35 protein-coding genes and 2 pseudogenes are annotated in these 24,614 nt (G+C 41.3%); 29 read left to right on the top strand and 8 right to left on the bottom strand.

Translation table 11 applies throughout. From position 1 onward, the window contains the following. Positions 1-13: 13 nt before the first annotated feature. Positions 14-2,587, bottom strand: a complete 2,574-nt coding sequence (plsB, locus tag ACG59Z_RS14850; protein WP_400200002.1) for a glycerol-3-phosphate 1-O-acyltransferase PlsB — start codon at positions 2,585-2,587, stop codon at positions 14-16. 275 nt (positions 2,588-2,862) lie between these two features. Between plsB and ACG59Z_RS14845 the strand changes: the two genes are divergently transcribed. Further along, positions 2,863-3,735 (top strand): acyl-CoA thioesterase II, encoded by an 873-nt coding sequence (locus tag ACG59Z_RS14845; protein WP_004705360.1) that lies wholly within the window; start codon positions 2,863-2,865, stop codon positions 3,733-3,735. Positions 3,736-3,840: 105 nt separating this feature from the next. Continuing rightward, positions 3,841-5,106 carry a dicarboxylate/amino acid:cation symporter gene (locus tag ACG59Z_RS14840; protein ID WP_400200094.1) on the top strand — a complete coding sequence of 422 codons (1,266 nt, stop codon included), beginning with the start codon at positions 3,841-3,843 and terminating at the stop codon, positions 5,104-5,106. A 43-nt stretch (positions 5,107-5,149) separates the two neighbouring features. On the opposite strand, the gene ACG59Z_RS14835 is transcribed toward ACG59Z_RS14840, so the two are convergent. The 7 genes and pseudogenes from ACG59Z_RS14835 to ACG59Z_RS14805 all read right to left on the bottom strand — a co-directional run bounded on the left by ACG59Z_RS14835 (position 5,150) and on the right by ACG59Z_RS14805 (position 11,312). Continuing rightward, complete coding sequence (locus ACG59Z_RS14835; protein WP_400200000.1) at positions 5,150-6,100, bottom strand: metal-dependent hydrolase; 951 nt, start codon at positions 6,098-6,100, stop codon at positions 5,150-5,152. A 123-nt stretch (positions 6,101-6,223) separates the two neighbouring features. Beyond that, positions 6,224-7,000, bottom strand: a complete 777-nt coding sequence (gene yihA, locus ACG59Z_RS14830) for a ribosome biogenesis GTP-binding protein YihA/YsxC (protein WP_005067265.1) — start codon at positions 6,998-7,000, stop codon at positions 6,224-6,226. A gap of 108 nt (positions 7,001-7,108) precedes the next feature. Beyond that, positions 7,109-7,546, bottom strand: a complete 438-nt coding sequence (locus ACG59Z_RS14825) for an Rrf2 family transcriptional regulator (RefSeq protein ID WP_145849729.1) — start codon at positions 7,544-7,546, stop codon at positions 7,109-7,111. Positions 7,547-7,631: 85 nt separating this feature from the next. Then, the gene (locus tag ACG59Z_RS14820) at positions 7,632-8,396 is read right to left on the bottom strand and encodes a globin domain-containing protein (RefSeq protein ID WP_263614656.1); all 765 of its coding nucleotides are present in this window, start codon (positions 8,394-8,396) and stop codon (positions 7,632-7,634) included. A 2-nt stretch (positions 8,397-8,398) separates the two neighbouring features. After that, positions 8,399-8,517 (bottom strand): annotated as a pseudogene (locus ACG59Z_RS14815) (hypothetical protein). A gap of 25 nt (positions 8,518-8,542) precedes the next feature. Then, positions 8,543-10,078, bottom strand: coding sequence for a helicase HerA-like domain-containing protein (locus ACG59Z_RS14810; RefSeq protein ID WP_311069738.1), 1,536 nt, complete (start codon positions 10,076-10,078; stop codon positions 8,543-8,545). 43 nt (positions 10,079-10,121) lie between these two features. Further along, positions 10,122-11,312 (bottom strand): PLP-dependent transferase, encoded by a 1,191-nt coding sequence (locus tag ACG59Z_RS14805; protein WP_400199994.1) that lies wholly within the window; start codon positions 11,310-11,312, stop codon positions 10,122-10,124. Between the two features lie 168 nt (positions 11,313-11,480). Here ACG59Z_RS14805 and ACG59Z_RS14800 point away from each other — a divergent pair, with 168 nt between their 5' ends. From ACG59Z_RS14800 to rpsD, 27 genes and pseudogenes are all read left to right on the top strand, one after another. After that, positions 11,481-12,209, top strand: coding sequence for a type 1 glutamine amidotransferase (locus tag ACG59Z_RS14800; protein ID WP_400199992.1), 729 nt, complete (start codon positions 11,481-11,483; stop codon positions 12,207-12,209). 252 nt (positions 12,210-12,461) lie between these two features. Further along, on the top strand, positions 12,462-12,773 hold the full coding sequence (gene rpsJ, locus ACG59Z_RS14795; RefSeq protein WP_000070912.1) for a 30S ribosomal protein S10: 312 nt from the start codon (positions 12,462-12,464) through the stop codon (positions 12,771-12,773). 57 nt (positions 12,774-12,830) lie between these two features. Further along, positions 12,831-13,469, top strand: a complete 639-nt coding sequence (gene rplC / locus ACG59Z_RS14790) for a 50S ribosomal protein L3 (protein ID WP_263614652.1) — start codon at positions 12,831-12,833, stop codon at positions 13,467-13,469. A gap of 11 nt (positions 13,470-13,480) precedes the next feature. Next, positions 13,481-14,083, top strand: coding sequence for a 50S ribosomal protein L4 (gene rplD / locus ACG59Z_RS14785; protein ID WP_002049755.1), 603 nt, complete (start codon positions 13,481-13,483; stop codon positions 14,081-14,083). Further along, positions 14,080-14,400 carry a 50S ribosomal protein L23 gene (rplW, locus tag ACG59Z_RS14780; RefSeq protein ID WP_002049693.1) on the top strand — a complete coding sequence of 107 codons (321 nt, stop codon included), beginning with the start codon at positions 14,080-14,082 and terminating at the stop codon, positions 14,398-14,400. Before rplD ends, rplW begins: the two co-directional genes overlap by 4 nt. Positions 14,401-14,411: 11 nt before the next feature. Continuing rightward, on the top strand, positions 14,412-15,236 hold the full coding sequence (rplB, locus tag ACG59Z_RS14775; protein WP_002049686.1) for a 50S ribosomal protein L2: 825 nt from the start codon (positions 14,412-14,414) through the stop codon (positions 15,234-15,236). 13 nt (positions 15,237-15,249) lie between these two features. Then, positions 15,250-15,525 carry a 30S ribosomal protein S19 gene (rpsS, locus tag ACG59Z_RS14770; protein ID WP_001138119.1) on the top strand — a complete coding sequence of 92 codons (276 nt, stop codon included), beginning with the start codon at positions 15,250-15,252 and terminating at the stop codon, positions 15,523-15,525. Between the two features lie 11 nt (positions 15,526-15,536). Beyond that, positions 15,537-15,866, top strand: coding sequence for a 50S ribosomal protein L22 (gene rplV, locus ACG59Z_RS14765; protein WP_001982638.1), 330 nt, complete (start codon positions 15,537-15,539; stop codon positions 15,864-15,866). Position 15,867: 1 nt separating this feature from the next. Continuing rightward, a pseudogene (gene rpsC, locus ACG59Z_RS14760) lies at positions 15,868-16,684 on the top strand (30S ribosomal protein S3). Then, positions 16,624-17,037, top strand: a complete 414-nt coding sequence (gene rplP, locus ACG59Z_RS14755; protein WP_002049688.1) for a 50S ribosomal protein L16 — start codon at positions 16,624-16,626, stop codon at positions 17,035-17,037. The pseudogene rpsC and the gene rplP overlap by 61 nt, the downstream one beginning before the upstream one ends. Then, entirely contained in the window at positions 17,037-17,234 is a 198-nt protein-coding gene (rpmC, locus tag ACG59Z_RS14750) for a 50S ribosomal protein L29 (protein WP_000849928.1), read from the top strand. Before rplP ends, rpmC begins: the two co-directional genes overlap by 1 nt. After that, the gene (gene rpsQ / locus ACG59Z_RS14745; protein WP_001291845.1) at positions 17,231-17,488 is read left to right on the top strand and encodes a 30S ribosomal protein S17; all 258 of its coding nucleotides are present in this window, start codon (positions 17,231-17,233) and stop codon (positions 17,486-17,488) included. Before rpmC ends, rpsQ begins: the two co-directional genes overlap by 4 nt. Before the next feature lie 92 nt (positions 17,489-17,580). Continuing rightward, complete coding sequence (gene rplN / locus ACG59Z_RS14740) at positions 17,581-17,949, top strand: 50S ribosomal protein L14 (protein WP_001982634.1); 369 nt, start codon at positions 17,581-17,583, stop codon at positions 17,947-17,949. A gap of 9 nt (positions 17,950-17,958) precedes the next feature. Next, on the top strand, positions 17,959-18,276 hold the full coding sequence (gene rplX / locus ACG59Z_RS14735) for a 50S ribosomal protein L24 (RefSeq protein ID WP_002049703.1): 318 nt from the start codon (positions 17,959-17,961) through the stop codon (positions 18,274-18,276). Positions 18,277-18,291: 15 nt separating this feature from the next. After that, entirely contained in the window at positions 18,292-18,828 is a 537-nt protein-coding gene (rplE, locus tag ACG59Z_RS14730) for a 50S ribosomal protein L5 (RefSeq protein ID WP_044119300.1), read from the top strand. A 9-nt stretch (positions 18,829-18,837) separates the two neighbouring features. Further along, the gene (gene rpsN / locus ACG59Z_RS14725) at positions 18,838-19,143 is read left to right on the top strand and encodes a 30S ribosomal protein S14 (RefSeq protein ID WP_002049689.1); all 306 of its coding nucleotides are present in this window, start codon (positions 18,838-18,840) and stop codon (positions 19,141-19,143) included. Between the two features lie 11 nt (positions 19,144-19,154). Continuing rightward, entirely contained in the window at positions 19,155-19,550 is a 396-nt protein-coding gene (gene rpsH, locus ACG59Z_RS14720; RefSeq protein ID WP_002049732.1) for a 30S ribosomal protein S8, read from the top strand. A gap of 13 nt (positions 19,551-19,563) precedes the next feature. Beyond that, positions 19,564-20,097, top strand: a complete 534-nt coding sequence (gene rplF / locus ACG59Z_RS14715; protein ID WP_004705382.1) for a 50S ribosomal protein L6 — start codon at positions 19,564-19,566, stop codon at positions 20,095-20,097. A 14-nt stretch (positions 20,098-20,111) separates the two neighbouring features. Then, complete coding sequence (gene rplR / locus ACG59Z_RS14710) at positions 20,112-20,462, top strand: 50S ribosomal protein L18 (RefSeq protein WP_002049741.1); 351 nt, start codon at positions 20,112-20,114, stop codon at positions 20,460-20,462. Between the two features lie 2 nt (positions 20,463-20,464). Further along, positions 20,465-20,962, top strand: coding sequence for a 30S ribosomal protein S5 (gene rpsE, locus ACG59Z_RS14705; RefSeq protein ID WP_001141025.1), 498 nt, complete (start codon positions 20,465-20,467; stop codon positions 20,960-20,962). A 6-nt stretch (positions 20,963-20,968) separates the two neighbouring features. Further along, a complete protein-coding gene (gene rpmD / locus ACG59Z_RS14700) occupies positions 20,969-21,145 on the top strand; it encodes a 50S ribosomal protein L30 (protein ID WP_000849088.1) in 177 nt (58 codons plus the stop codon). A 3-nt stretch (positions 21,146-21,148) separates the two neighbouring features. Beyond that, entirely contained in the window at positions 21,149-21,589 is a 441-nt protein-coding gene (gene rplO, locus ACG59Z_RS14695; RefSeq protein WP_002049750.1) for a 50S ribosomal protein L15, read from the top strand. A gap of 45 nt (positions 21,590-21,634) precedes the next feature. Beyond that, on the top strand, positions 21,635-22,954 hold the full coding sequence (secY, locus tag ACG59Z_RS14690) for a preprotein translocase subunit SecY (protein WP_191001672.1): 1,320 nt from the start codon (positions 21,635-21,637) through the stop codon (positions 22,952-22,954). A gap of 20 nt (positions 22,955-22,974) precedes the next feature. Next, a complete protein-coding gene (rpmJ, locus tag ACG59Z_RS14685; RefSeq protein WP_000867907.1) occupies positions 22,975-23,091 on the top strand; it encodes a 50S ribosomal protein L36 in 117 nt (38 codons plus the stop codon). 106 nt (positions 23,092-23,197) lie between these two features. Next, on the top strand, positions 23,198-23,554 hold the full coding sequence (gene rpsM / locus ACG59Z_RS14680; protein ID WP_263614651.1) for a 30S ribosomal protein S13: 357 nt from the start codon (positions 23,198-23,200) through the stop codon (positions 23,552-23,554). Positions 23,555-23,573: 19 nt separating this feature from the next. Then, positions 23,574-23,960, top strand: a complete 387-nt coding sequence (gene rpsK, locus ACG59Z_RS14675; RefSeq protein WP_001040166.1) for a 30S ribosomal protein S11 — start codon at positions 23,574-23,576, stop codon at positions 23,958-23,960. A gap of 12 nt (positions 23,961-23,972) precedes the next feature. Beyond that, positions 23,973-24,599 (top strand): 30S ribosomal protein S4, encoded by a 627-nt coding sequence (rpsD, locus tag ACG59Z_RS14670; RefSeq protein WP_002049716.1) that lies wholly within the window; start codon positions 23,973-23,975, stop codon positions 24,597-24,599. Positions 24,600-24,614 lie beyond the last annotated feature (15 nt).

The following is a 24,614-nucleotide window of genomic DNA, read 5'->3' as shown; positions in this document are numbered from 1 at the left end:
TTTGAGTAAAATTCTAAGCTTTTTTACGTTTTAAACGACGTTTCGCTTGTTGAGATGCCATTGCTTCAAGAGCTTCTTTTAATTCTTCATCAGTAAAGGTCGTGATGTGTTGCAACATCTGTAACGTTACTTCATCAAGTACTAACTGTGCGCCTGCTGCCATTTGACGGAAATTATCATCAAACTCGATTTGGCCTTGGTCATTTGTGCGAATATAATTTTGCTGAGTTAAAACTTTAATAAAGCTTTGGAACAGTGCTTTGTCAAAGAACTCAGGAGAATTAAATTCATAAAGAACAGACAAGCGCTGTCCTAATAAATGACTTAATTCTTCAACTTGTTTTGCTGAGATATTGCCTGAACCACGTTGAGTGATTAAAGCTAAAGTCATGTAATAACGTTCAAGACTTTGCTTAACAGGTGTTGCTAATACTACAAGTTGATTGTGCTCTTCAGTATTTGGTGCAGAGCTAATCAAGTTACCTTCGTCATCTTGCTGAATAAGGTTTGATTGAACCAAGGCATCTGCATATTGCTCAATTTGTTCTTTAAGCTCGCTGCTTTTCCATTTAAGGAATAGTTCTGCTTTTAAGAATGGATAAAGCGTATAGATGACATTGCTTAAATCAGCACGACTAATTTTCCCGTTATGTTCAACCAGCGATGCAACCAATGAAGGTAAAACGAAAGCATGCAAAATGTTGTTACGGAAGTATGTAAGCAGAACTGCTTGGTTATCTTCAATCGCAATAATATCGCCAAGCGCATGTTGTACACGCTTAATCAATTTAAGCTTTAAGCCGTAAGCAATAATTTCCTTGCCAGATAATGGCGTTACTTCTGTACGCTGATCATAAGGGAAATTCGATGCTAAATTGCGGTAAGCTTCAAGCTGTTTAATACAAATTTCTTCATCAAGCGTATGCTTTGGAGTAGCAAGCAAAATAATTGAGAGTAAAGAAACCGGGTTAATGACTACCGCACGGTTAATGTTTTCTAAAATTGCATGTGCAGAGCTATTTACAGCATCTGAAACGGCTTGAGGGATTGGGTCGTCATTTTTCTCGATATATACATTTTCTGCGTTATGCTGTTTAAGCAAATCATCAAGAAAAACGGGTTCACCAAAGTTAACGTGTACCTTACCGAAAATGCGTTCAATTTTTCGTAATGTTTTAACAATACCAAAAATAGATTCAGCTTCTTTTGGCTTACCTTGCATTTCGCCAACGTAAGTCGAACCTTCCATCAGGCGCTCATAACCAATATAAGTTGGTACAAATACAATTGGCTTTGTACGGCCACGTAAATGGCTATGAACCGTCATGGCAAGCATACCGGTTTTCGGTGGTAATAAACGACCTGTACGCGAACGACCACCCTCAATAAAGTATTCAAGTGGCGTATTGCGAGAAAGAATACTATATAAATATTCTTTAAATACAGTTGTATAAAGACCATTACCACGGAAAGAGCGGCGAATAAAGAAAGCACCACCACCACGTAAAAGCTGACCTACGAAAGGCAAGTTCAAGTTGTCACCAGCAGCAATATACGGAACCATTAGGCCGCGTCTATAAATCACATAAGACAATAATAAGTAGTCAATATGGCTACGATGACATGGTGTATAAACAATTTCGTAATCTTTCGCGAGTTCACGAACAGTACTAAAGTTGTGAACCTCTACCCCGTCATAAAGCTGAGTCCATAGGCGTGTTAATGCCAAATCTGCAAAACGGACTGCTGAGTGTGAATAGTCAGATACGATTTCATTGACATAACCAATTGCACGACGTTCTGCTTCGAGCATGCTAATTTTGCCGCGAATACTCTCGCGTCGAATGGCTTCTTGCACATCACGAGACTTTACAACTGACTGCATCACATTGCGGCGATCTGATAAGTCAGGACCTAAGACCACTTCACGCTGACGGTCAAGGTAGTCATTTAAAGTGCTAACAATATAAGTCGCTGGTGAAAGATTTGGATAATGCTGTTGAGCATACTCAACGAGATCACGTAAAGACTGTGGTTCATGGAACTCCAAATAAGATTGGCGACCATGTAAACCGATATTCACAAGCTGCTTAACTGTACTTGGTGTTGCCCAAGTATCTGAGAACAAAAGCTTGAACCAAGAGTCTTCTTTATCTGGAGAACGACCCCACAAAACGGTTACTGGAACCAGTTCTATGTCGAGCTCAGGATTTGCCTGTAAAACTTCAATCAGTTTAATTAAGCGCGGAGGAAAAGCATGGGGAGGGGGATTTAACAGGTTATTTTCATCATTATGCTGTAAAAATAAAACTGATGCTTTTTCCTGATGAGAACCGATCACTAACGGATCTAAAGCCGGCTTTAAATTTAAACGGCGAGTTTCTCCATCCACCACTAAAGCATTGCTGCGAGAATGGTTTTGTAAGACATAACACACCACTTTTTGGCGCTCAGTCTTTGCTTCAGTTTCCGCTGTTTCTGATACTGGTTCAGTAGGAACTTCCCCAAGAACATGTGGTGTTACCACGAGGTCAAGTAGCTTACTCGAAAGCCGACGATACATTTGACCAAACCCACTCTTGGACATAAGAACTCCTACTTCTTAAAGACAAATCCCGGCACCAAATGCAGAGGGTAATTATTTTGAGGCATTTATTAAAAAAAACAATATGCTACTTTCTTATAAATTATAATGCTTTTGGCATTTTTTATCGTTAAAAATCGTATTTTTAGCTGTTTTAAGGGCAATGTTCGTCAGAAGTTGACTGATTGTTCCATGTGCAAATAGTTTTTTATGGCACAATAGATTCTACACATCTGTCCTTTAATACCAATTTTGCCTGCAATATGAAGGTATCTCTCATGAATGCGTTAACCCAAGAACTGGTTGAGCTGCTCACTTTAGAAAAGCTTGAAGAAAATATTTACCGTGGAATTAGCCGTAATTTGGTCGGTAAACGTGTTTTTGGAGGTCAGGTTTTAGGTCAGGCTTTACGTGCTGCCTCTTATACAACAGATCGTCCTGCGCATTCTATGCATGCTTACTTTTTATATGGTGGCGACATTAATGCTCCAATCATCTATGAAGTAGATCGTTTGCGTGATGGAAAAAGCTTTGTCAGCCGTCAAGTTCGGGCAATTCAGCATGGACGAGTTATTTTCTCGGCAATGGTGTCTTTCGCCAACCCTGAAGAAGGTTTGAATTACCAGCATTCAGAACCAGAATACCCAGCTCCTGAGACATTAAAATCGGAAAGTGAACTGAAAGAAGGAATTCTTAATTTTGTACCAGAGAATGTTCGTGCAAGTTTCATGCGTGAGCGTCATGTTGAAATTCGTCCGATTGATCCGGTCAATCCATTTCAGCCTCAGCCAGAAGCGCCGTTTAATGCGCACTATATTCGTACCCATGATCGCATTCCAAAACAGCTAGATGATATTGCTTTACACCAAGCAATTGTGGCGTTTTATTCAGATTTTACTTTAATGACTACGGCTTTAAGACCACATGGCTTAAGCTATATTTCTCCAAGTTTGCAATGCGCCAGTATTGATCATGCCATTTATTTCCATCGTCCACTTCGTGCTGATGAATGGATGCTTTATGACATGGAGGCAACGGTTAGTGCAGCTTCTCGCGGACTGAATTTTGGCCGTATGTGGCAAAATGGCCAACTTGTATGTAGTACGGTGCAAGAGGGTTTGATTCGTTTGCGGGAAATTGAAACGCAATAAATAATAAAGGGCCATCGAAAAGATGGCTTTTTTATTTTTAATTCAAAGGATGTGACAAAAAATTGCTCGAATGAAAAGCAAGCTCATGTCATATTTGCAAAAGGATTGCCTACTGAAAAAAATAATGTTGATATGAACTTAAATACACAAATTCTGATTGCCGCGATTTTAGGTCTAGCCTTTGGCTTCCTACTCACCATGTATCCAGACACTGCTTTTGTAAAACATAGTTTATATGGGCTTGGAATATTAAGTAGTGTTTTTATCGGGCTTCTTAAAATGCTTTTGGTGCCCTTAATTTTCAGTTCGATTGTTGTGGGGGTATCAAACCTACAAGCGGGCGGGCAGCTAGGGCCAGTCTGGAAAATTACATTTTTATGCTGTTTAACTACAACGACTTTAGCCCTAATTTTAGGTATTAGTTGTGCTCATTTATTTGAGGTTGGACGTGGCATAGATATTTCTATTTTTCAGACATCTATGCAAAATTATCAAGCACCTGATAGTTTAAACCCAGCAACTTTCTTCACTAATTTTATTCAAAATACTTTAATTAACCCCTTTAAAGCATTTAGTGATGGAAATGTCTTGGCGGTTGTCGTGTTTGCACTATTTGTGGGTGTTGCTTTAGTTCATGGTGGTGAGCGCTTTAAGAGTATCCGCTTATTGAGTCATCAGTTTTTTGAAATGATGATGATGCTAGTAGGCTGGGTCATGAAGTTGGCGCCATTAGGAATTTTTGCATTACTTGCTAAGTTAATGGCGACAGAAGACATTTCAGTATTAAGTCGACTGGCTGAATTTGCCGTTGTGGTAACCGGAACTACTATTTTTCATGGTGCTGTTGTTCTACCATTACTGCTTTGGATTTTTGGTCGTATGAGTCCTTGGACTTTTTTCAAAGGCACACGTACAGCTTTAATTACTGCATTCGCAACCAGCTCTAGCTCTGCCACAATGCCGCTGAGTATGAAATGTGCACAAGAAAACTTAGGCGTACGTCCTCAAACGGCGGGCTTTGTGATTCCATTAGGTACGCAGCTCAACATGGATGGTACCGCACTATATGAAGCAGCAGCTGCACTGTTCGTGGCAAATCTAGTAGGACTAGATTTAAATCTGACCCAGCAAATTGTCGTGTGTTTAACAGCAATGATTGCATCACTTGGAGCACCGGGAATCCCGAGCGCGGGTATGGTCACCATGATTATGGTTTTACAGTCTGTAGGCTTGCCAGCAGAAGCGATTGCAATTTTACTTCCAATCGACCGTCTACTTGATACGGTAAGAACAGTGGTAAATGTTCAGGGCGATATGATGATTAGTGTGGTTGTAGATCGATATACAAAAGATAAAGATATCAGTATCTGATCACTCAATAAAAAAGCAGGATTTATATCCTGCTTTTTTATTTTTAAGCGGCTTGTAGCTCGGCTCTTTTTGCTGCTGGAGATTGAGATAAATAACTTACCGCATCTTCAGTGCTACCTTCTTTGACCGGATCATACCAAGGCATAAGGTAGTCAATTTGCTGAGCAATAAGCCAGATTGGGTTTGGCAAAACCTGATTATCTTTTCGGCTAATTTTATACCACTCTACAGCAACCCATGCTGGAAAAAATCTCGACTTGGCAGCATCAGCAAAGCGAGGGTCTTGCTTCATAATATGTGCAGCGCCGTCTACCCATAATCCAAGTACCAGTACAATCACTGCAAGGCTTAAATAGTAACGTGGGATATAACCACCTCCTAAATGGCGGTATAAATCAAAAGCTACGGTACGGTGTTCAATTTCTTCTGAACCATGCCATTTAACCAGATCGACCATTTCAGGATCTGCGCCTAATTCTTCCCAACGTTTGTTGTAAAGCGCATATTTACCGAGTACACAGGTCATATGTTCAACAGTGGCAATAACGCCTAAACGGAATAAATCCCATTGCTCTTGCAAGAATTGAGGAACTTCTTTGTCAAAAGGTTTATCTGCCAAAGCGATGGTAAATAGATAATTCATAATGTCCAGATTTCTCTGGATATCAATATTACGTGCGCTTAAATATTCTTTATTGGCAGAAGTGTGTGCATTGGCATGCATTGCTTCTTGGCGAATAAATGCTTGAACATCCTGTTTAAGTTTTTCATCGGTAATACGAGGCAAAACTTTGTTATAGAGTCGGCAGAACCAGAACTCTCCAGCAGGCAGGATATTATTAATTTCATTAATAAAATAACTTGCAAACGGTTGGTTTGGAATCCAGTCTACAGGGGTATCTTTCCAGTCAAATTTTACCTTGCGTGGAAGAATTTTATAATCAATAGAAGAACCTAAAGCCTTATTCTTCAAAAAAGATAGCAATTTCATCATTTAGTCCTGATTTTTAACTCGATGAAGTTATAACGAGTATAAAAAAAGCCCCTACATTTGTGTTTAGCAATAGGGGCCAATTGAATATAAATTTAATAAAGAAATTGTATCTGTTTTGATGATTTACTCTTCAGCATCCTCATCGCTTGCTTCAGGGATCGCGTCAACGTCAAATTCTGGCTCTTGATCAAGCGTAAAGTGCAGACGTCCAGCCATCACACTTGCGAGTTCTTCTAAACCTAATTTGTTAAGTGATGAGAAAAGCTGAATAGAGAAATCAAGCTTCATTTTTTTTAGTTGTTGTTTAACTTCAAGCAAGACTTTGTTTGCTGGACCGCGGTTCAGTTTATCTGCTTTGGTTAAAAGAATATGCACAAATAGATGACGCGAATAAGCCCACTCTAGCATCATCATGTCAAAATGCTGTAAAGGGTGGCGAATATCCATAAGTAAAACTAATCCTTGTAAGCTTTTACGGTGGATTAGATAATTTTCTAATTCTTTTTGCCAAACACGCTTCATATCTTCTGGTACAGCTGCATAACCATAACCAGGAAGGTCAACTAAGCGTTGATCAGGATTACCTAGGCTGAAGAAGTTAATCATTTGAGTACGGCCAGGTTTCTTTGAGGCACGTGCGAGTTGTTTTTTGTTGGTTAAAGCATTAATAGCACTAGATTTACCAGCATTTGAGCGTCCTGCAAAAGCAATCTCGTAGCCACTATCTTCAACACAAAGTGCCAATTTAGGTGCACTCATTAAAAATTCAGCTTGGCGTAACCAGTTCAGAGATTGCACAGCATACGCTGTGATTGCTGGATCTGGTTTCTTTTCATAACTGATCTTTTGCTTGGGTGCGAGTCTGGCTTTGGTGTCTTTCGATTTTTCACTACGACGCATAAAAAATAACTTTTTAAATGAGAGGGCTCGCGCCTAGTATAAAGGAGCTTGGTTATTCTTGCTAATTTTCAGTAAGCTTGCTTGCAAAGATTAATAGAATTACGGGCACTAGATTTGTAAAAAGTCTATAGGTGAGGTGTTTGAAGCAGATTTAGGCTGTTGTAAGACTTCTCCCAGCGTATATTGGTCTAAACTTTGATAGAAACTTTCTAAAGCTTGATCAAGAATTCCTTTTAAACCGCAATGCGAGCGTAGAACGCACGGTGGGGTGTTGCATTCAACAATTTGATGGTCACCTTGTAAAATTCGGACAATTGCACCGAGCTTTAAGTCTAAGGCTTTGGGGTTTAAGCGAATTCCACCACCTTTACCGCGAATGGTGATAATCCACTCTTGTTTACCCATAAAATGGACAACCTTCACGAGATGATTTTGCGAAACATATAAATCTTGAGCGATTTCTGCAATTGTGTAGGGCGCGTCACTTGGGCGAGCGACATACATTAATATTCGCAAAGCATAATCGGTAAATTTATTAAGTTGCATGATCACCAAAAACTAAAGGTTAAGAGGTTGATCATCTTAGCCTGAAAGTCTAAAGAATAAAACTTTCAGGCTAGCGCTTTTTCAGTTACAGCGTTAAAGGGGCTGAAACTTGTACTTGATCACCCACTCTATAGTGTTCAAGCAAGATGTTCGAGACCGAAAACTCTGTATGGTTTTCTTCAGGCTGAACATCAAAATGATAAGTATTGTTCTCTTGAGCTTCTGTAAATTTAAAAGCCTTAGGTTGTTCCAGTTGTTGATCTGGAACCTGAACTTTTACTGAAATAAAAGCATTTGCTGGGCTAGTCAGTACATCTTCATGATCAGTCGCTTTTAATGTAAAACGCTTGCCAGACTCAAGAGGATCAATTTGTGTAATTTCAAATGAACGCCAGCCAGCCCATCCACCTTTTAAGCTTTCAAGCTGTTCATATTTTTGTTTTTCAACACCAATTAAAATATCTGCCAACTGTAAGTAAGCTTGTTTCCACGCTTCAATGAGTTCTGATTCAAATGGAACATTTAAAACTTCACTAATTGAATGAAGTAAGTTGTCGCCCACAATTGCATATTGATCTGGTTGAATATCTAAACTCACATGCTTAGTGGTAATACGTTCAACTGCTTTGGCAAGCACTGTAGGATTTTCAATATTTTCAGCATACGCGAGGACTGCCGCTGCAAGAGCGCGAGGTTGACGCAGGCTGGTCTGATCATCAAGATTAAATACGTTTTTTAATTCTGGGTTGTTATTCAACATACGTTTATAAAAGTATGTAGTCAGCGTAACGCCATGTTCACGTAATACAGGTACAGTAGATTTAACGAGTTCAATTTGTTGTGGAGTCATGGCTAGACCTTAATTATCTGGCTATATAAGATGTATTTAAAGTACATCTTTAAAAAAATTGTGGCAATAGCTTTTTTACAAAAACCTTAAAAAAATTAAGGGATATTAAATCCCTTAAAATAAAATTATGATCTAGTTAAGTTTTTTTATTTTCCAAATAATGAGCCGAGTAGCCCTCGTACCAATTTCTGTCCTGTACTGCCGCCTAAGCTTCGAGCAGCACTTTTTGCAAAAGTTCCAACAATATCTTGAGTTAGTTTTGCTCGTTCTCTCGCAGCGCGTTCTTCTTCCTTCTGTTGGTCGCGTGCTAAACGTTCTTGTTCCTTAGCTTGTTGCTTCGCTAAAGCTTCTTGCTCTTTGGCAAGTTCAGCATCCTGTTTTTGCTGCTCACGTTCAGCGACTTTATTTTGAAGCATTTCATAGGCGCTCTCGCGATCTACAGCTTGCTCATAGACGCCAGCAATAATACTTTGAGAAATCAGAGTTTTCCGTTCTTCAGGCGTAATAGGCGTAAAAGAAGAGTAGGGAGGCATGACCCAACCGCGCTCGACAATTTGTGGTGTACCTTGCTCATCTAGACAACTAATGAGTGCTTCACCTACTGCTAGCTGTGTAATCGCCTCATCCACTTTAAAATTAGGATTGGAGCGGAAAGTATCCGCAGCGGTTTTTACTGCTTTTTGGTCTTTAGGTGTAAAGGCGCGTAGGGCATGTTGTACGCGGTTACCGAGTTGACCCAAAACACTTTCTGGTAAATCGAGTGGATTTTGAGTAATAAAATAAATACCGACCCCTTTAGAGCGAATCAAACGTACAACTTGCTCAATTTTTTCTTGTAAAGCTTGACTGGCATTATCAAATAACAAGTGAGCTTCATCGAAGAAAAACACGAGTTTTGGTTTATCCATATCACCGACTTCAGGAAGCTGTTCAAATAACTCAGAAAGCATCCATAACAAGAAAGTAGCATATAGCTTGGGTGTATTCATGAGCTTATCAGCAGCAAGAATGTTGATATAGCCGAGTCCATTAGCATCAGTTTGTATAAAGTCCAGAATATTTAACGCTGGCTCTCCAAAGAACTGATCTCCACCTTGGTCGGCAAGAGCGAGCAAATTACGCTGAATCGCTCCTAAACTGGCTGGAGATAAATTGCCGTATTCGGCTTTAAATTCTGCCGCATGTTCACTCACAAATGTGATCATGGCTTTTAAATCTTTAAAGTCGACTAACAATAATCCTTGATCGTCTGCGATGCGGAACACAGCAGATAAAACACCTTCTTGAGTGTCATTTAGGTTAAGTATACGTGCTAATAAAATTGGACCAATCTCGGAAATAGTGGTCCGAATAGGGTGGCCTTGTTGCCCAAATAAATCCCAAAAAATAACGGGATTGGCAGCAAAAGGAACACTATCAATTTGTAAAAGCTTTAAGCGTTCATTAAATTTATCTGAAGCCTCTCCAGCTTTTGCTAGGCTAGAAACATCACCTTTTGCATCGGCAAGAAAGACGGGAACACCGATTCGAGAAAAACTTTCTGCGAGCACCTTTAATGTGACTGTTTTACCTGTACCTGTAGCACCTGCAATTAGTCCATGCCGGTTGGCAAATTGAGAAAGCAAAACAATTTCTTTTGATGTGTCATTAATATTTTTAGCAATAACAATCGGTGTACCCATATATTTTTATCCCTTGGAGCGAGCCACTATTGATGTTGTCGTTTTACAAATGTTTCAGTGCACTTTCGATATCTTGAATTAAATCTTGTGGATCTTCTAGACCTATACACAAACGAACCAATAAACCTTGTTGTAAATGTGTATTCTCAAGTTTTCGCATCATTTTTAAATCATAAAGCATGACAAGGCTAACTGGTCCACCCCAGCTAAAGCCAAGTTTAAATAGCTTAAGAGCATCACAAAAACGGCGTACTGCTGAAATGTCATAATCAGGTTTAAATATTACACTGACTAATCCTGCACTCTTACCTGTTGTGCAAATCTCTTGCCAATATTGATGGCCTGGGGAAGCTTCATCACTCGGATGTAAAACTTGTGCAAACTGCGGCTGTTCCTTTAACCATTTCAGCAGTGTTTTGGTATTATTTGATTGTTGTTCATATCTTAACGACATGTGGGCAAGGCTACGTTGAACTTGAGCTGTATCATCGCCAGATACTGAAATTCCTAAAATAGCATGCATTCTGAACAAACGATAATGTAACTTCTCATCACGTGTTACAACACTTCCCATTAAAATATCACCACCACCACTTGGATATTTTGTTAGCGCATGAACAGTTAAATCTACTGACAAGTGCTCATCAGAGAAATCAAAAGCATTAAATGCAAGTCCAGCTCCCCAAGTATTATCTAAAGCAGTTGCAACTCCATGTGCCTTTGCTTTTTTAACTAACTCTTTAAGATCAGGGAATTCGAGAGTGACAGAACCTGCTGCTTCTATCCATAAAAGTTTGGTTTTTTCAGTTGGTCTAAAGCTTGAGGCATCAATTGAATTATAAACTTTGACGCTAACACCATATTGATCTTTTAAATAGTTTAGATGCTCCAGATTTGGGCCATATATATTATCTGGTACCCAAACTTCATCCCCTGTTTCTAAAAAAGCAGAGTTAACTAGATTTATTGCAGATAACCCACTTGGTGCAAGTAAACAGTATGAACCACCCTCTATTTGGGCAATATTATCGCCTAAGGTAAACGTTGTTGGTGTACCGTGTGTACCATAACTATAGTCATAAGGATTAGTCCAATGACGGTCAAAAAGGTGCGCAGTCGATTTAAAAATAATAGTCGATGCACGAAATAAGGGAGGTTGCACGGTCTCGATGAATTGAGGTGCTTTTCGTGGTGCATGAATGAGTCGGGTTTGGAAATTGTTATGCTTTTTCATGGGGCGCTATGCTTTAAATAATAAGATTAGATTAAGAGAAATCTCACTTATTCGCTAGATTTTTGATTAATTCTAAGATGTTTCGTTACTGCTGTAACATTCACTAAAAACTTGGCTTTATTTTTGCAAAGATCAAACCAACATTCTAACAACAATAGGTTTAAGCGCATGAAGTCGCATTTACGTGTTCACTATTTTCAACATATTGCTGGCGAAGGGTTTGGAAGCTGTTATTCATTTTTAAAAGCTCATCACGCCACTATTAGCTCTACGGAGTTCTTTGCACTTCCGGTTGATCGGTCACTTGAAATAGAAGCTTTACCACGAATTGAAGAAGTAGATTTACTATTAATCATGGGTGGAATCATGAGTGTAAATGACGAGGCAAACTATCCATGGCTTAAAATAGAAAAAAGATGGTTGCGTCGATATTTGGCGGCAGGAAAACCTGCTATAGGTCTTTGCCTAGGTGGGCAGTTAATTGCAAATGCATTAGGTGCAGCTGTTAGTCGCAATCGTTATCAAGAACTTGGATGGTCGACAGTTCAAAGAGTTGCCAACTTACCCCAAGAAAGCTTTCCGCTACCTGAAGAAATCAATGTGATGCAGTGGCATAGTGAAACATTTGAAATACCTAAAGGCGCTATACGTTTAGCTGAGAACGTTGCTTGTCGTAATCAGATGTATCAGATTGGGAAAAATGTATTAGGTTTTCAATTTCATCCGGAAATGACACCGGCAGCTTTAGAACTCTTACTTGAAAATGAAGAGGAGCTATCTATTTTTGACGGTGAATATGTTCAATCGGCAAGAGAACTGCAATATTCGGAAGCACAAAAATTTGAACAGGGTAATCAACTCTTAAATAAAGCGATCGAGTTCGTAATAAGTGCATAGAATGAATTACACATACTCGGCTAAAGCAGGATTTGAACAAAAAATAGAAAAAGAGAATTGCATAAGACTTAAACAATCGTTATAATGAGCGACCCTCAAGAAGAGGGCATTTACTGCGAAGAAAGTAGTAAATGTGCATTACAGTCGTGGCATCGATCACGACCTTGGTGATTATCACTGCCTTTGACACTTACCAATAGGTGAGATGCGTCAAAGGTGATTCTTTATATATTTGGCTTGGAGTTTACTGGTATGTCTAACCAGAGAATTCGTATCCGTCTTAAGTCTTTTGATCATCGTCTGATTGATCAATCTGCTCAAGAGATCGTAGAAACCGCTAAGCGTACCGGCGCACAAGTTTGTGGTCCAATTCCGATGCCTACTCGCATCGAACGCTTCAACGTTCTTACTTCACCGCACGTTAACAAAGATGCGCGTGACCAGTACGAAATCCGCACCTACAAACGTTTGATCGACATCGTTCAACCTACAGATAAAACTGTTGATGCATTGATGAAGTTAGATCTTGCAGCTGGTGTTGATGTTCAGATCGCTTTGGGTTAAGGCTTTCGGTTAATTAACGATTAGTTAATTAGGCCGCTTTTTTAGAGGTTTATGCACATGGCTATTGGTTTAGTCGGTCGCAAATGTGGTATGACTCGCATCTTTACAGATGCTGGTGTTTCTGTACCTGTTACAGTCATCGAAGTCGATCCAAACCGCATTACGCAAATCAAAACACTTGAAACTGATGGTTATCAAGCTGTTCAAGTAACTACTGGTGAACGTCGCGAATCTCGCGTAACTAACGCTCAGAAAGGTCACTTCGCGAAAGCTGGTGTTGCTGCTGGTCGTTTAGTTAAAGAGTTCCGTGTTACTGAAGCTGAGCTTGACGGTCGTGAAGTTGGCGGTACTATTGGCGTTGATTTGTTCACAGTTGGTCAAATTGTTGACGTAACTGGTCAATCAAAAGGTAAAGGTTTCCAAGGTGGTGTTAAACGTTGGAACTTCCGTACCCAAGACGCTACTCACGGTAACTCAGTTTCTCACCGTGTATTAGGTTCTACAGGTCAAAACCAAACTCCTGGACGCGTGTTCAAAGGCAAAAAAATGGCTGGTCACTTAGGTGATGAACGCGTAACAGTACAAGGTCTTGAAATCGTATCTATTGACGCTGAACGTTCTGTTTTAGTTGTTAAAGGTGCAATTCCTGGTGCAACTGGCGGTGACGTAATTGTACGTCCTACCATCAAGGCCTGAGGGGAAATACCGTGAATTTGAAAACTGTTTCCGGCTCTGCTGTTGAATTGTCTGAAGTTGCTTTCGGACGTGAATTTAACGAGGCTCTTGTACACCAAGTTGTTACTGCTTATTTAGCAGGTGGTCGTCAAGGTACTCGTGCTCAAAAATCGCGTGCAGACGTTTCTGGCGGTGGTAAAAAACCATTCCGTCAAAAAGGTACTGGTCGTGCTCGTGCGGGTTCTATTCGTAGCCCTATCTGGGTTGGTGGTGGTAAAACTTTTGCTGCTCGTCCACAAGATTGGTCTCAAAAAGTAAACCGTAAGATGTACCGCGGTGCAATGCAATGTATCTTAGCTGAACTTGTTCGCCAAGATCGCCTTGTGTTAGTTGAAGAGTTTGCTGTTGCAGCTCCAAAAACTAAAGAATTGCTTGCAAAACTTAACGACTTAAATGCTGCTCGTGCATTAATCGTTACTGACGCTGTAGATGAGAACTTATATCTTGCAGCACGCAACCTTCCGCATGTAGATGTGGTAGATGCAACTGCAATCGATCCTGTAAGCTTGATCGCGTTTGATAAAGTTGTGATGTCTGTAGCTGCTGCTAAGAAAATTGAGGTAGAACTCGGATGAACAACGAACGTATCTATCAAGTCCTTAAAGGACCAGTCTTCTCAGAAAAGGCACAAGTTTTAGGTGATACTGTTGGTGTTCAAGTATTTAAAGTAGACATCAATGCTACTAAGCTTGAAATCAAAAAAGCAGTTGAAAAACTTTTTGGTGTAGAAGTTGTTAAAGTTAACACAACTATTACTAAAGGTAAGACTAAGCGCTTTGGTCGTACATTAGGACGTCGTTCTGATGTTAAAAAAGCATACGTCACCCTGAAAGCCGGCCAAGATGTTGAAATGGCTGACTTGGGCGATACCGCTGAAAGCGCAGCGGAATAAGGACGAAAATTATGCCGATTCAAAAATGTAAGCCAACGTCTCCAGGACGTCGCTTTGTAGAGAAAGTGGTTCATGACCATCTTCACAAAGGCGCTCCTTACGCACCGTTGGTTGAAGCTAAAAAACGTACTGGTGGTCGTAATAACAACGGTCACATTACTACTCGTCACGTTGGTGGTGGTCATAAACAACACTACCGTATCGTTGACTTCAAACGTAACAAAGACAGCATCCCAGCTGTTGTAGAGCGTATTGAATACGATCCAAACCGTACAGCACATATTGCTTTATTGAAATATGCTGACGGTGAGCGTCGTTATATCATTGCACCTAAAGGTTTACGTGCTGGCGATAAAGTACAATCTGGTAACGATGCTCCAATTCGTCCAGGTAACTGCTTGCCACTTCGTAACATGCCGATCGGTTCTACACTTCATAACGTTGAACTTAAAATTGGTAAGGGTGCGCAATTAGCGCGTTCTGCTGGTGCTTCTGTTCAGTTGTTGGGTCGTGATGGTTCTTACGCGATTATTCGTCTTCGTTCAGGCGAAATGCGTAAAGTACACGTTGAATGCCGCGCTGTAATTGGTGAAGTTTCTAACCAAGAAAACAACCTTCGTTCATTGGGTAAAGCTGGTGCTTCACGCTGGCGTGGTGTTCGTCCTACCGTACGTGGTATGGCGATGAACCCGATTGACCACCCACACGGTGGTGGTGAAGGGCGTAACAAAGGTATTCAACCTGTAAGCCCATGGGGTCAAAAAGCTAAAGGGTACAAGACACGTACCAATAAGCGTACGACTAAGATGATTATTCGCGACCGTCGCGTCAAGTAAAGGAATCTGACTAATGCCTCGTTCTCTGAAAAAAGGCCCATTCGTCGATGCGCACTTGTTCGCTAAGGTTGAAGCGGCTGTTGCTAGTAACTCTCGCAAGCCGATCAAAACTTGGTCTCGTCGTTCGATGATCCTTCCAGATTTTGTTGGTTTAACAATCTCTGTTCATAATGGTCGTAATCACGTTCCAGTAATTGTTACTGAGCATATGGTTGGTCATAAACTCGGTGAATTCGCGCCAACTCGTACCTATCGTGGTCACGGTGTTGACAAGAAATCTAAACGTTAATAGGTGTCATGATGGAAGTAACTGCTAAATTACGCGGTGCCGCTATCTCGGCACAAAAAGCACGTTTGGTTGCAGATCTTATTCGCGGCAAATCTGTTGCGCATGCTTTAAACATCTTAAACTTCAGCAATAAAAAAGCTGCTGTTTTAGTAAAAAAAGCATTGGAATCTGCGATTGCAAACGCTGAACACAATAACAGTTTAGATGTTGACGATCTTAAAGTTTCTACGATTTACGTTGATGAAGGCATGAGCCTTAAACGTATTATGCCACGTGCTAAAGGCCGTGCAGATCGTATTACTAAGCGTACTTGTCACATCACCGTTAAGGTAGGGGTTTGATATGGGTCAGAAGGTTCATCCAATCGGTATCCGCCTAGGTGTTGTGAAACGTCATAACGCTAACTGGTATGCGAATCCGAAACAATACGCTGAATACTTGCTTAAAGATCTTCAAGTTCGTGAGTTTTTAACTAAAAAACTTAAGAATGCGATGGTAAGCAATATTCTTATCGAACGTCCATCAGGCGCTGCTAAAGTAACTATTAGCACAGCTCGTCCTGGTATCGTAATCGGTAAAAAAGGCGAAGATATTGAGAAATTACAGCGCGAACTTACCAGCATTATGGGTGTTCCAGCGCAAGTAAGTATCAACGAAATTGATCGCCCAGACTTAGATGCGCGTTTAGTTGCTGAAGCAATTGCTTCTCAATTAGAAAAGCGTGTTATGTTCCGTCGTGCTATGAAGCGTGCGGTTCAAAACACTATGCGTGCTGGTGCTAAAGGTATCAAAGTTGAAGTGTCTGGCCGTTTAGGTGGTGCAGAGATTGCTCGTACAGAATGGTATCGTGAAGGTCGTGTACCTTTGCATACGTTACGTGCAGACATTGACTATGCAACTATGCGTGCAGAAACAACTTACGGTACGATTGGTGTTAAAGTTTGGATTTTCCGTGGCGAGATCTTAGGTGGCATGAAACAAGTCATGAACCCTGCTCCTGCTGAAGATCGTCCAGCTAAACGTGGTCGTGGTCGTGGTGAAGGTCAAGAGCGTCGTGGTCGTCGCGGTGACCGTGCTGCTGACAAGGGAGAATAATCCATGTTGCAACCTAAACGTACCAAATTCCGTAAAGTGCACAAAGGCCGTAACACTGGTCTAGCGCATCGTGGTAGTACAGTATCATTTGGTTCGATTGCAATTAAAGCAACTGAACGTGGTCGTATGACTGCGCGTCAGATTGAAGCTGCACGTCGTACTATTAGCCGCCGTATTAAGCGTGGTGGTAAAATCTTTATTCGCGTATTCCCGGATAAACCAATTACTCAAAAGCCTCTTGAAGTGCGTATGGGTAAAGGTAAGGGTAGCGTGGAATACTGGGTTTGCCAGATCCAACCAGGTAAGATCCTGTACGAAATTGAAGGTGTGAACGAAGAATTAGCGCGTGAAGCTTTTGCTTTAGCTGCTGCTAAACTTCCGTTTAAAACCACTATCGTGACTCGGACGGTAATGTAATGAAAACTAAAGATCTACGTGAAAAATCGGTAGAAGAGTTGAAAGCTTTGCTTGATGAGCAACAGCTTAACCAATTCCGTCTTCGTATGGCGAAAGCAACTGGTCAGTTGGGTAAATCGCACGAAGTGCAAGTTGCTCGTAAGACAATTGCTCGTATTAAGACACTCCTTACCGAAAAACAGGGGAACGGACAATGAGTGAAAAAACAGTCCGCACGTTAACCGGCAAAGTCGTAAGTGACAAAATGGATAAATCTATTGTTGTTCTTATTGAACGCCGCGTTCAACACCCGTTGTATGGCAAGTCAATTCGCCGTTCAACTAAGTTACACGCTCATGATGAGAACAATGTTGCTAAAATTGGCGATGTTGTAACCATTAAAGAAAGCCGCCCAATTTCTAAAACTAAAGCTTGGACTTTAGTGGAAGTAGTTGAAGCAGCTGCTGAGTAATTCGACGTTCTTGTTGCATCATCGGTCAATTTCGAGTACTCTTTGAGCCTTTCGAAATTGTGACCGGTGATGCTCGGTTTTGGAGTAGGGCAATGATTCAAACCGAAACTATGCTCGACGTAGCAGACAACAGTGGTGCTCGCCGCGTACAATGTATTAAAGTACTTGGTGGTTCACATCGTCGTTATGCTTCTGTTGGCGACATTATTAAAGTTACTGTAAAAGAAGCAATCCCACGCGCACGTGTTAAAAAAGGTGACGTGATGAATGCGGTTGTAGTTCGTACTAAATTCGGCATTCGTCGTCCAGATGGTTCTGTGATCCGTTTTGATGATAATGCTGCAGTTATCTTGAACAACAACAAAGCTCCGATTGCTACTCGTATCTTCGGACCAGTGACTCGTGAACTTCGTACTGAACAGTTCATGAAAATCATTTCATTGGCTCCTGAAGTTCTATAAGAGGCAATCATGGCTAAGATTAAAAAAGGCGATCAAGTTATCGTGATCGCAGGTAAAGAAAAAGGCAAACAGGGTACTGTATTGTCTGTTTCTGAAGACCGCGTTAAGGTTGAAGGCCTTAACTTAGTGAAGAAGCATCAAAAGCCTAACCGTGTAACTGGCGCTGAAGGCGGTGTAGTTACTCAAGAAGCTTCGCTTCATATTTCAAACGTGGCAATTTTAAATGCTACAACCCAGAAGGCTGACCGTGTTGGTTACCAAGTGATTGATGGCGTGAAAACTCGCGTTTATAAATCAAATGGTGAATCAGTGGCGGTAGCGAAGTAATAGGTTGAAAAGGCAATGGCCAGACTTAAAGCACGTTACAACGATGAACTTAAAGCAAAGTTACAAGAAGAACTTAGCATTAAGAACGTGATGGAAATTCCACGCATCACAAAAATTACCCTAAACATGGGTGTAGGCGCAGCTGCAACTGATAAGAAATTATTAGATGGCGCTGTAGTCGACATGCAATTAATTGCTGGTCAAAAACCAGTAATTACACTTGCTCGTAAATCTATCGCAGGTTTCAAAATCCGTGATGGTTGGCCGATTGGTTGTAAAGTTACTTTACGTGGCGACCAAATGTACGAATTCTTGGACCGTTTGATCTCAATCGCAATCCCTCGTATCCGTGACTTCCGTGGTTTCTCTTCGAAATCATTTGATGGTCGTGGTAACTACTCAATGGGTTTGAAAGAGCAAATCGTTTTCCCTGAAATCGATTTCGACAAGATTGATCGTATTCGTGGTATGGATATTACTATTACTACGACTGCTCGCACCGATGACGAAGGCCGTGCGCTTATGCGTGCATTCGGCTTCCCGTTCAAATAAGAGGTCGATATGGCTAAGAAAGGTATGATTAATCGCGAATTGAAACGCGAAAAAACAGTTGCTAAATACGCTGCAAAACGTGCTGAATTAAAAGCTACGATTGCAAACGTAAATGCAAGTGAAGAAGAGCGTTTCGAAGCGATGTTAAAGTTACAAGCATTGCCACGTAATGCATCTCCGGTACGTCTTCGTAACCGTTGTGGTTTAACTGGTCGTCCTCATGGTTACTTCCGTAAGTTCGGTTTAAGCCGTAACAAATTACGTGACACAGTAATGCAGGGTGATGTACCAGGCGTTGTTAAGGCAAGCTGGTAAGGAGCGACTAAATGAGTATGCAAGATACCGTTGCCGACATGCTAACACGTGTTCGTAACGCACAAATGGCTAAGAAACAAACTGTTTCTATGCCTTCTTCTAAGTTGAAAGTTGCAATTGCAAACGTACTTCAACAAGAAGGTTATATTTCAAATGTAGAAGTTGCTCAAGAAGAGACAAAATCTACTTTGACAATTACTTTAAAATATTTCGAAGGCAAACCAGTTATCGAAATGGTTAAGCGCGTAAGCCGTCCAGGTCTTCGCCAATACCGTGGTAAAGATAAACTTCCAAGCGTTAAGCAAGGTTTAGGTATTGCAATTGTTTCTACAAGCAAAGGCATCATGACTGATCGCGCTGCACGTGCTGCGGGCGTTGGTGGTGAAGTTATTGCTTTTGTTTCTTAATAGGTGATTCCTCATGTCTCGTGTGGCTAAAGCCCCAGTAACTGTACCTAATGGTGTAGCAGTTACTCAGAACGGCCGGCAGGTCGAAGTGAAAGGCACTAAAGGTACATTGTCTTTCAACCTGCATGCGCTGGTCGAGCTAAAACAGGAAGAAGGTAAACTTCAACTTGCTCCAGTTAAAGAATCGAAAGATGCTTGGATGCAAGCTGGTACTGCTCGCGCTGTATTGAACAACCTTGTAAAAGGTGTTAGCGAAGGCTTCGAACGTAAGTTGCAGCTAGTTGGTGTTGGTTATAAAGCTGCGGTTAAAGGTACTGTTGTAAACCTTAACCTTGGTTACTCACACCCAATTGACTACGCTTTACCAGAAGGTGTAACAGCGGAAACTCCAACTGCTACTGAAATCATTTTGAAATCAGCAAACAAGCAGTTGTTAGGTCAAGTAGCGGCAGAAATCCGTGCATACCGTGCTCCTGAACCATATAAAGGTAAAGGTGTTCGTTATTCGGATGAAGTCATTCTTCGTAAAGAAGCTAAGAAGAAATAAGGCGCGAGGTTCTTATGAACGAAAAGAAACAATCCCGTTTGCGTCGTGCGAAAAGCACACGCTTGCACATTCGTGCATTGGGTGCGACTCGTTTGTGTGTAAACCGCACTCCGCGTCACATCTATGCTCAAGTTATTTCAGCAGATGGTGGCAAAGTTTTAGCGCAAGCTTCAACTTTGGATGCATCTTTACGTAGCGGTACTACAGGTAATGTAGACGCGGCTACTAAAGTAGGTGCTTTAATCGCAGAACGCGCGAAAGCAGCTGGTGTAACTAAAGTTGCATTTGACCGTTCTGGTTTTAAATATCATGGTCGTATCAAAGCCTTGGCTGATGCTGCTCGTGAAAACGGCTTGGAGTTCTAATCATGGCTAAAGTTGAACAAAACGAAGGTCTTGTTGAAAAGCTGGTTGCCGTTGATCGTGTAGCCAAAGTTGTTAAGGGCGGTCGTATCTTCTCTTTCACAGCATTAACTGTTGTGGGTGATGGTAATGGTCGTGTTGGTTTTGGTCGTGGTAAAGCACGTGAAGTTCCTGCTGCTATATCTAAAGCACTTGAAGCTGCTCGTCGCAACATGATCACTGTAGACCTTGCTGGTACTACTTTACAACACCCTGTGAATGCTCGTCATGGTGCAAGCCGTGTATACATGCAACCTGCTTCAGAAGGTACTGGCGTAATCGCTGGTGGCGCAATGCGTGCCGTTCTTGAAGCTGCAGGTGTACATAACGTACTTGCTAAATGTTATGGTTCTACAAATGCTGCTAACGTAGTAAACGCAACTTTTAAAGGTTTGCGTGATATGACTTCTCCTGAGAAAGTCGCTGCGAAACGTGGTAAATCAGTAGAAGAAATTCAAGGGTAATCAATCATGAAAACGATTAAAGTTACCCAGACTAAATCTTCTTCACATCGCTTGAAAAATCACAAGCTTTGCTTACAAGGTTTAGGTCTGCGTCGTATTGGTCATACTGTAGAAGTGCAAGATACGCCTTCTAACCGCGGTATGATCAACAAAGTCTACTATATGGTTAGTGTAGAGGAATAAGCCATGACTCTGCGTTTAAATGAGCTTGCACCTGCAGAAGGTGCAAAACGTGAACACCGTCGTTTAGGCCGTGGTATCGGTTCTGGCGTTGGTAAGACTGGTGGCCGTGGTGTCAAAGGTCAAAAATCACGTAAAAGTGGTGGCGTTCGTCCAGGTTTCGAAGGCGGTCAAACAGCGATTTATCGTCGTTTACCTAAATTCGGTTTCACTAGCCAAATCGCTTTAAAAACTGCTGAAGTACGTTTGTCTGAGTTAACTAAAGTGGAAGGCGACATTGTTAGCCTTGAAACTTTAAAAGCTGCGAATGTTGTTCGTCGCGATCAAATTCGTGCTCGTATCGTGCTTTCTGGTGAAATCACTCGTGCATTCACTGTTCAAGGTGTTGCATTGACTAAAGGCGCTAAAGCTGCAATTGAAGCAGCTGGCGGTAAAGTCGAGGAGTAATCTCGAGTGTCTATGTCTCCTAGTTCTTCAGGTCATGTCAACATGATGAAAGGTCAGCCATTTCATGTGAAATACCGTGAAATTATTCGCCGGATGAGTTTTCTAATCGGTGCATTGCTGGTCTTTCGACTAGGAGCGCATATTCCAGTACCAGGCATTAATAATGCTGCGTTAGAAAATTTATTTCATGCAAACCAAGGAACTATTCTTGGGCTATTCAATATGTTTTCTGGCGGTGCTTTAGAGCGAATGTCGATTCTTGCTTTAGGGATCATGCCTTATATTTCTGCATCAATTATTGTGCAGTTAATGTCAACGGTGATTCCTTCTCTTGAAGCCTTGAAAAAGGAAGGAGAGCAAGGTAAGCGAAAAATTAATCAATATACGCGTCAAGGTACATTACTACTTGCAGTGGTTCAGGCAGTAGGTATGTGTGCGGGTCTTATTGGTCAGGGTATTACTCTGTCTACAGGACTTGCGTTCTATATCCCTGCGGTTACGTCACTTATCGCTGGAACTATGTTCTTAATGTGGTTAGGTGAACAAATCACTGAAAGAGGTATCGGTAATGGTATCTCAATGATTATTTTTGCAGGTATTGTAGCTGGTTTGCCTAAGTTAATTATGCAATCAGTGTCATCTGTAGATAATGGTCAAACAAGTTTAATTGGTCTTGTTATCTTTGGTCTTTTGTCTCTTGGTGTATTGGCTGCGATTGTGTTTATTGAAAAAGCACAGCGTCGTATTCCAGTAAACTATGCGCAGAAGCAGCAAGGGCGTCGTATATTTACAGCTCAGCAAACACATCTACCATTAAAAATTAATATGGCTGGTGTGATTCCTGCGATTTTTGCAAGCTCTTTACTATTGTTCCCAGCAAGTCTTGGTCAATGGGTAGGTAGTGCAGATCCGAGTGCTGGTTTAATTAAACGTAGCTTACAAGATTTAGCTTTGGTATTGTCGCCTGGACAGCCTTTGTATTTGGTGCTCTTTGGTGCGTTAATTATCTTTTTCTGTTACTTTTATACGGCTTTAGTATTTAGCCCTAAGGAAGTATCAGAAAATCTAAAACGCAGCGGAGCTTATGTGCCTGGTATTCGCCCAGGTGAGCAAACTGCTCGTTACTTAGATCATATTCTTAATCGTTTGACGTTTATTGGTGCGATTTATATTACAGTCATTTGTTTGATGCCAATGATTCTACAAAGTTCTTTTGGTATTCCATTCTACTTGGGTGGTACCTCATTACTGATCGTAGTCGTTGTTGTTATGGACTTTATGGCTCAGCTACAAGCGCATTTAACATCTCATCAATATGACAATCAAACATTAATGAGAAAAACGACTGCTCATCCTAAGGGATAAGCGCACTTAGAGGTTTCATCATGAAAGTACAAGCTTCTGTAAAGAAAATTTGTGGTAGCTGTAAAGTTATCCGTCGTAATGGGGTTATTCGCGTGATTTGTAGCGCAGAACCTCGTCATAAGCAGCGTCAAGGTTAATCTAATCAAGACCTGTTGATTTCAGTAGGCGAATTGGGTTAATATCCGCCCCTCAAGATTTTTGTGGGGCGGTTGATTATCTCTACTGCCTTTTTGGAGAAAGTGAATGGCTCGTATTGCCGGTGTAAACATTCCGGATAACAAGCATGCTGTTATCTCCCTCACTTATATCTTTGGTATCGGTCGCCACACTGCTAAGAATATCTTAGCTTCAGTTGGTATTACTGAGACTACTAAGATCCGTGAGTTGGACGATGCACAGCTTGATGCGATTCGTGCAGAAGTTGCTAAGGTTCCTACCGAAGGTGACTTACGTCGCGAAATTTCCATGAACATTAAACGTTTAATGGATTTAGGTTGCTATCGTGGCCTTCGTCATCGTCGCAGCTTGCCTGTCCGTGGTCAACGCACCAAAACTAACGCACGTACCCGTAAAGGTCCGCGCAAACCGATTAAAAAGTAAGATTTCTGGAAGCTAAAAGATGGCTAAAGATACTCGCACACGCAAGAAGGTCACTCGTACCGTCTCTGAAGGTGTTGCACACATTCACGCGTCTTTTAATAACACCATTGTTACGATTACCGATCGTCAAGGTAATGCATTGGCTTGGGCCACCTCAGGTGGACAAGGCTTCCGTGGTTCACGTAAATCAACTCCGTTTGCTGCTCAGGTAGCTGCTGAAGTTGCTGGTAAAGCAGCTTTAGATTACGGTTTGAAAAACCTAGACGTCCTTGTAAAAGGTCCTGGTCCAGGTCGTGAGTCTGCGGTTCGTGCATTAGGCGCAGTGGGTTATAAGATTAACAGCATTACCGATGTGACTCCAATTCCTCACAACGGTTGCCGTCCACCTAAAAAACGTCGCGTGTAAGGAGAAACATTCATGGCTCGTTATATTGGTCCAAAATGCAAACTCTCTCGCCGCGAAGGGACAGACCTGCAACTTAAATCTGGCGTTAAACCATTTGACGTCAAAACTAAAAAAGCTAACAAAGCACCTGGTCAACATGGTCAGGCTCGCGGTGGTAAGCAATCTGAGTATTCACTACAATTACGTGAAAAACAAAAAGTCCGTCGTATTTACGGTGTGTTAGAGCGTCAATTTAGTAACTACTATAAAGAAGCAGCTCGTGTTAAAGGCGCAACTGGTGAGAACTTGTTGAAATTGCTTGAAAGCCGTCTTGATAACGTTGTTTATCGCATGGGTTTTGGTTCTACACGTGCAGAAGCTCGTCAGTTAGTAAGTCACCGTAGCATTACTTTGAATGGTCGTCGTGTAAACATCGCATCTATTCAAGTTAAAGCGGGTGATGTAATTGCGGTTCACGAAGGTGCTAAACAACAATTGCGTATCAAAAACGCGATTGAATTAGCTGCTCAACGTGGTATTCCAGCTTGGATTGATGTTGATCATTCTAAACTTGAAGGTACGTTTAAAGCTGCACCAGATCGTTCTGATTTACCTGCTGAAATCAACGAAAGCTTGATTGTAGAATTGTATTCTAAATAATCCTTGAGGTAGCAA

Origin of the sequence: Acinetobacter sp. ABJ_C1_1 (genome assembly GCF_044684115.1) — a bacterium.
GTDB lineage: Bacteria > Pseudomonadota > Gammaproteobacteria > Pseudomonadales > Moraxellaceae > Acinetobacter > Acinetobacter nosocomialis_A.
Note: the sequence above shows the minus strand (reverse complement) of the source record. Positions and strands in the feature narration are given on the sequence as shown.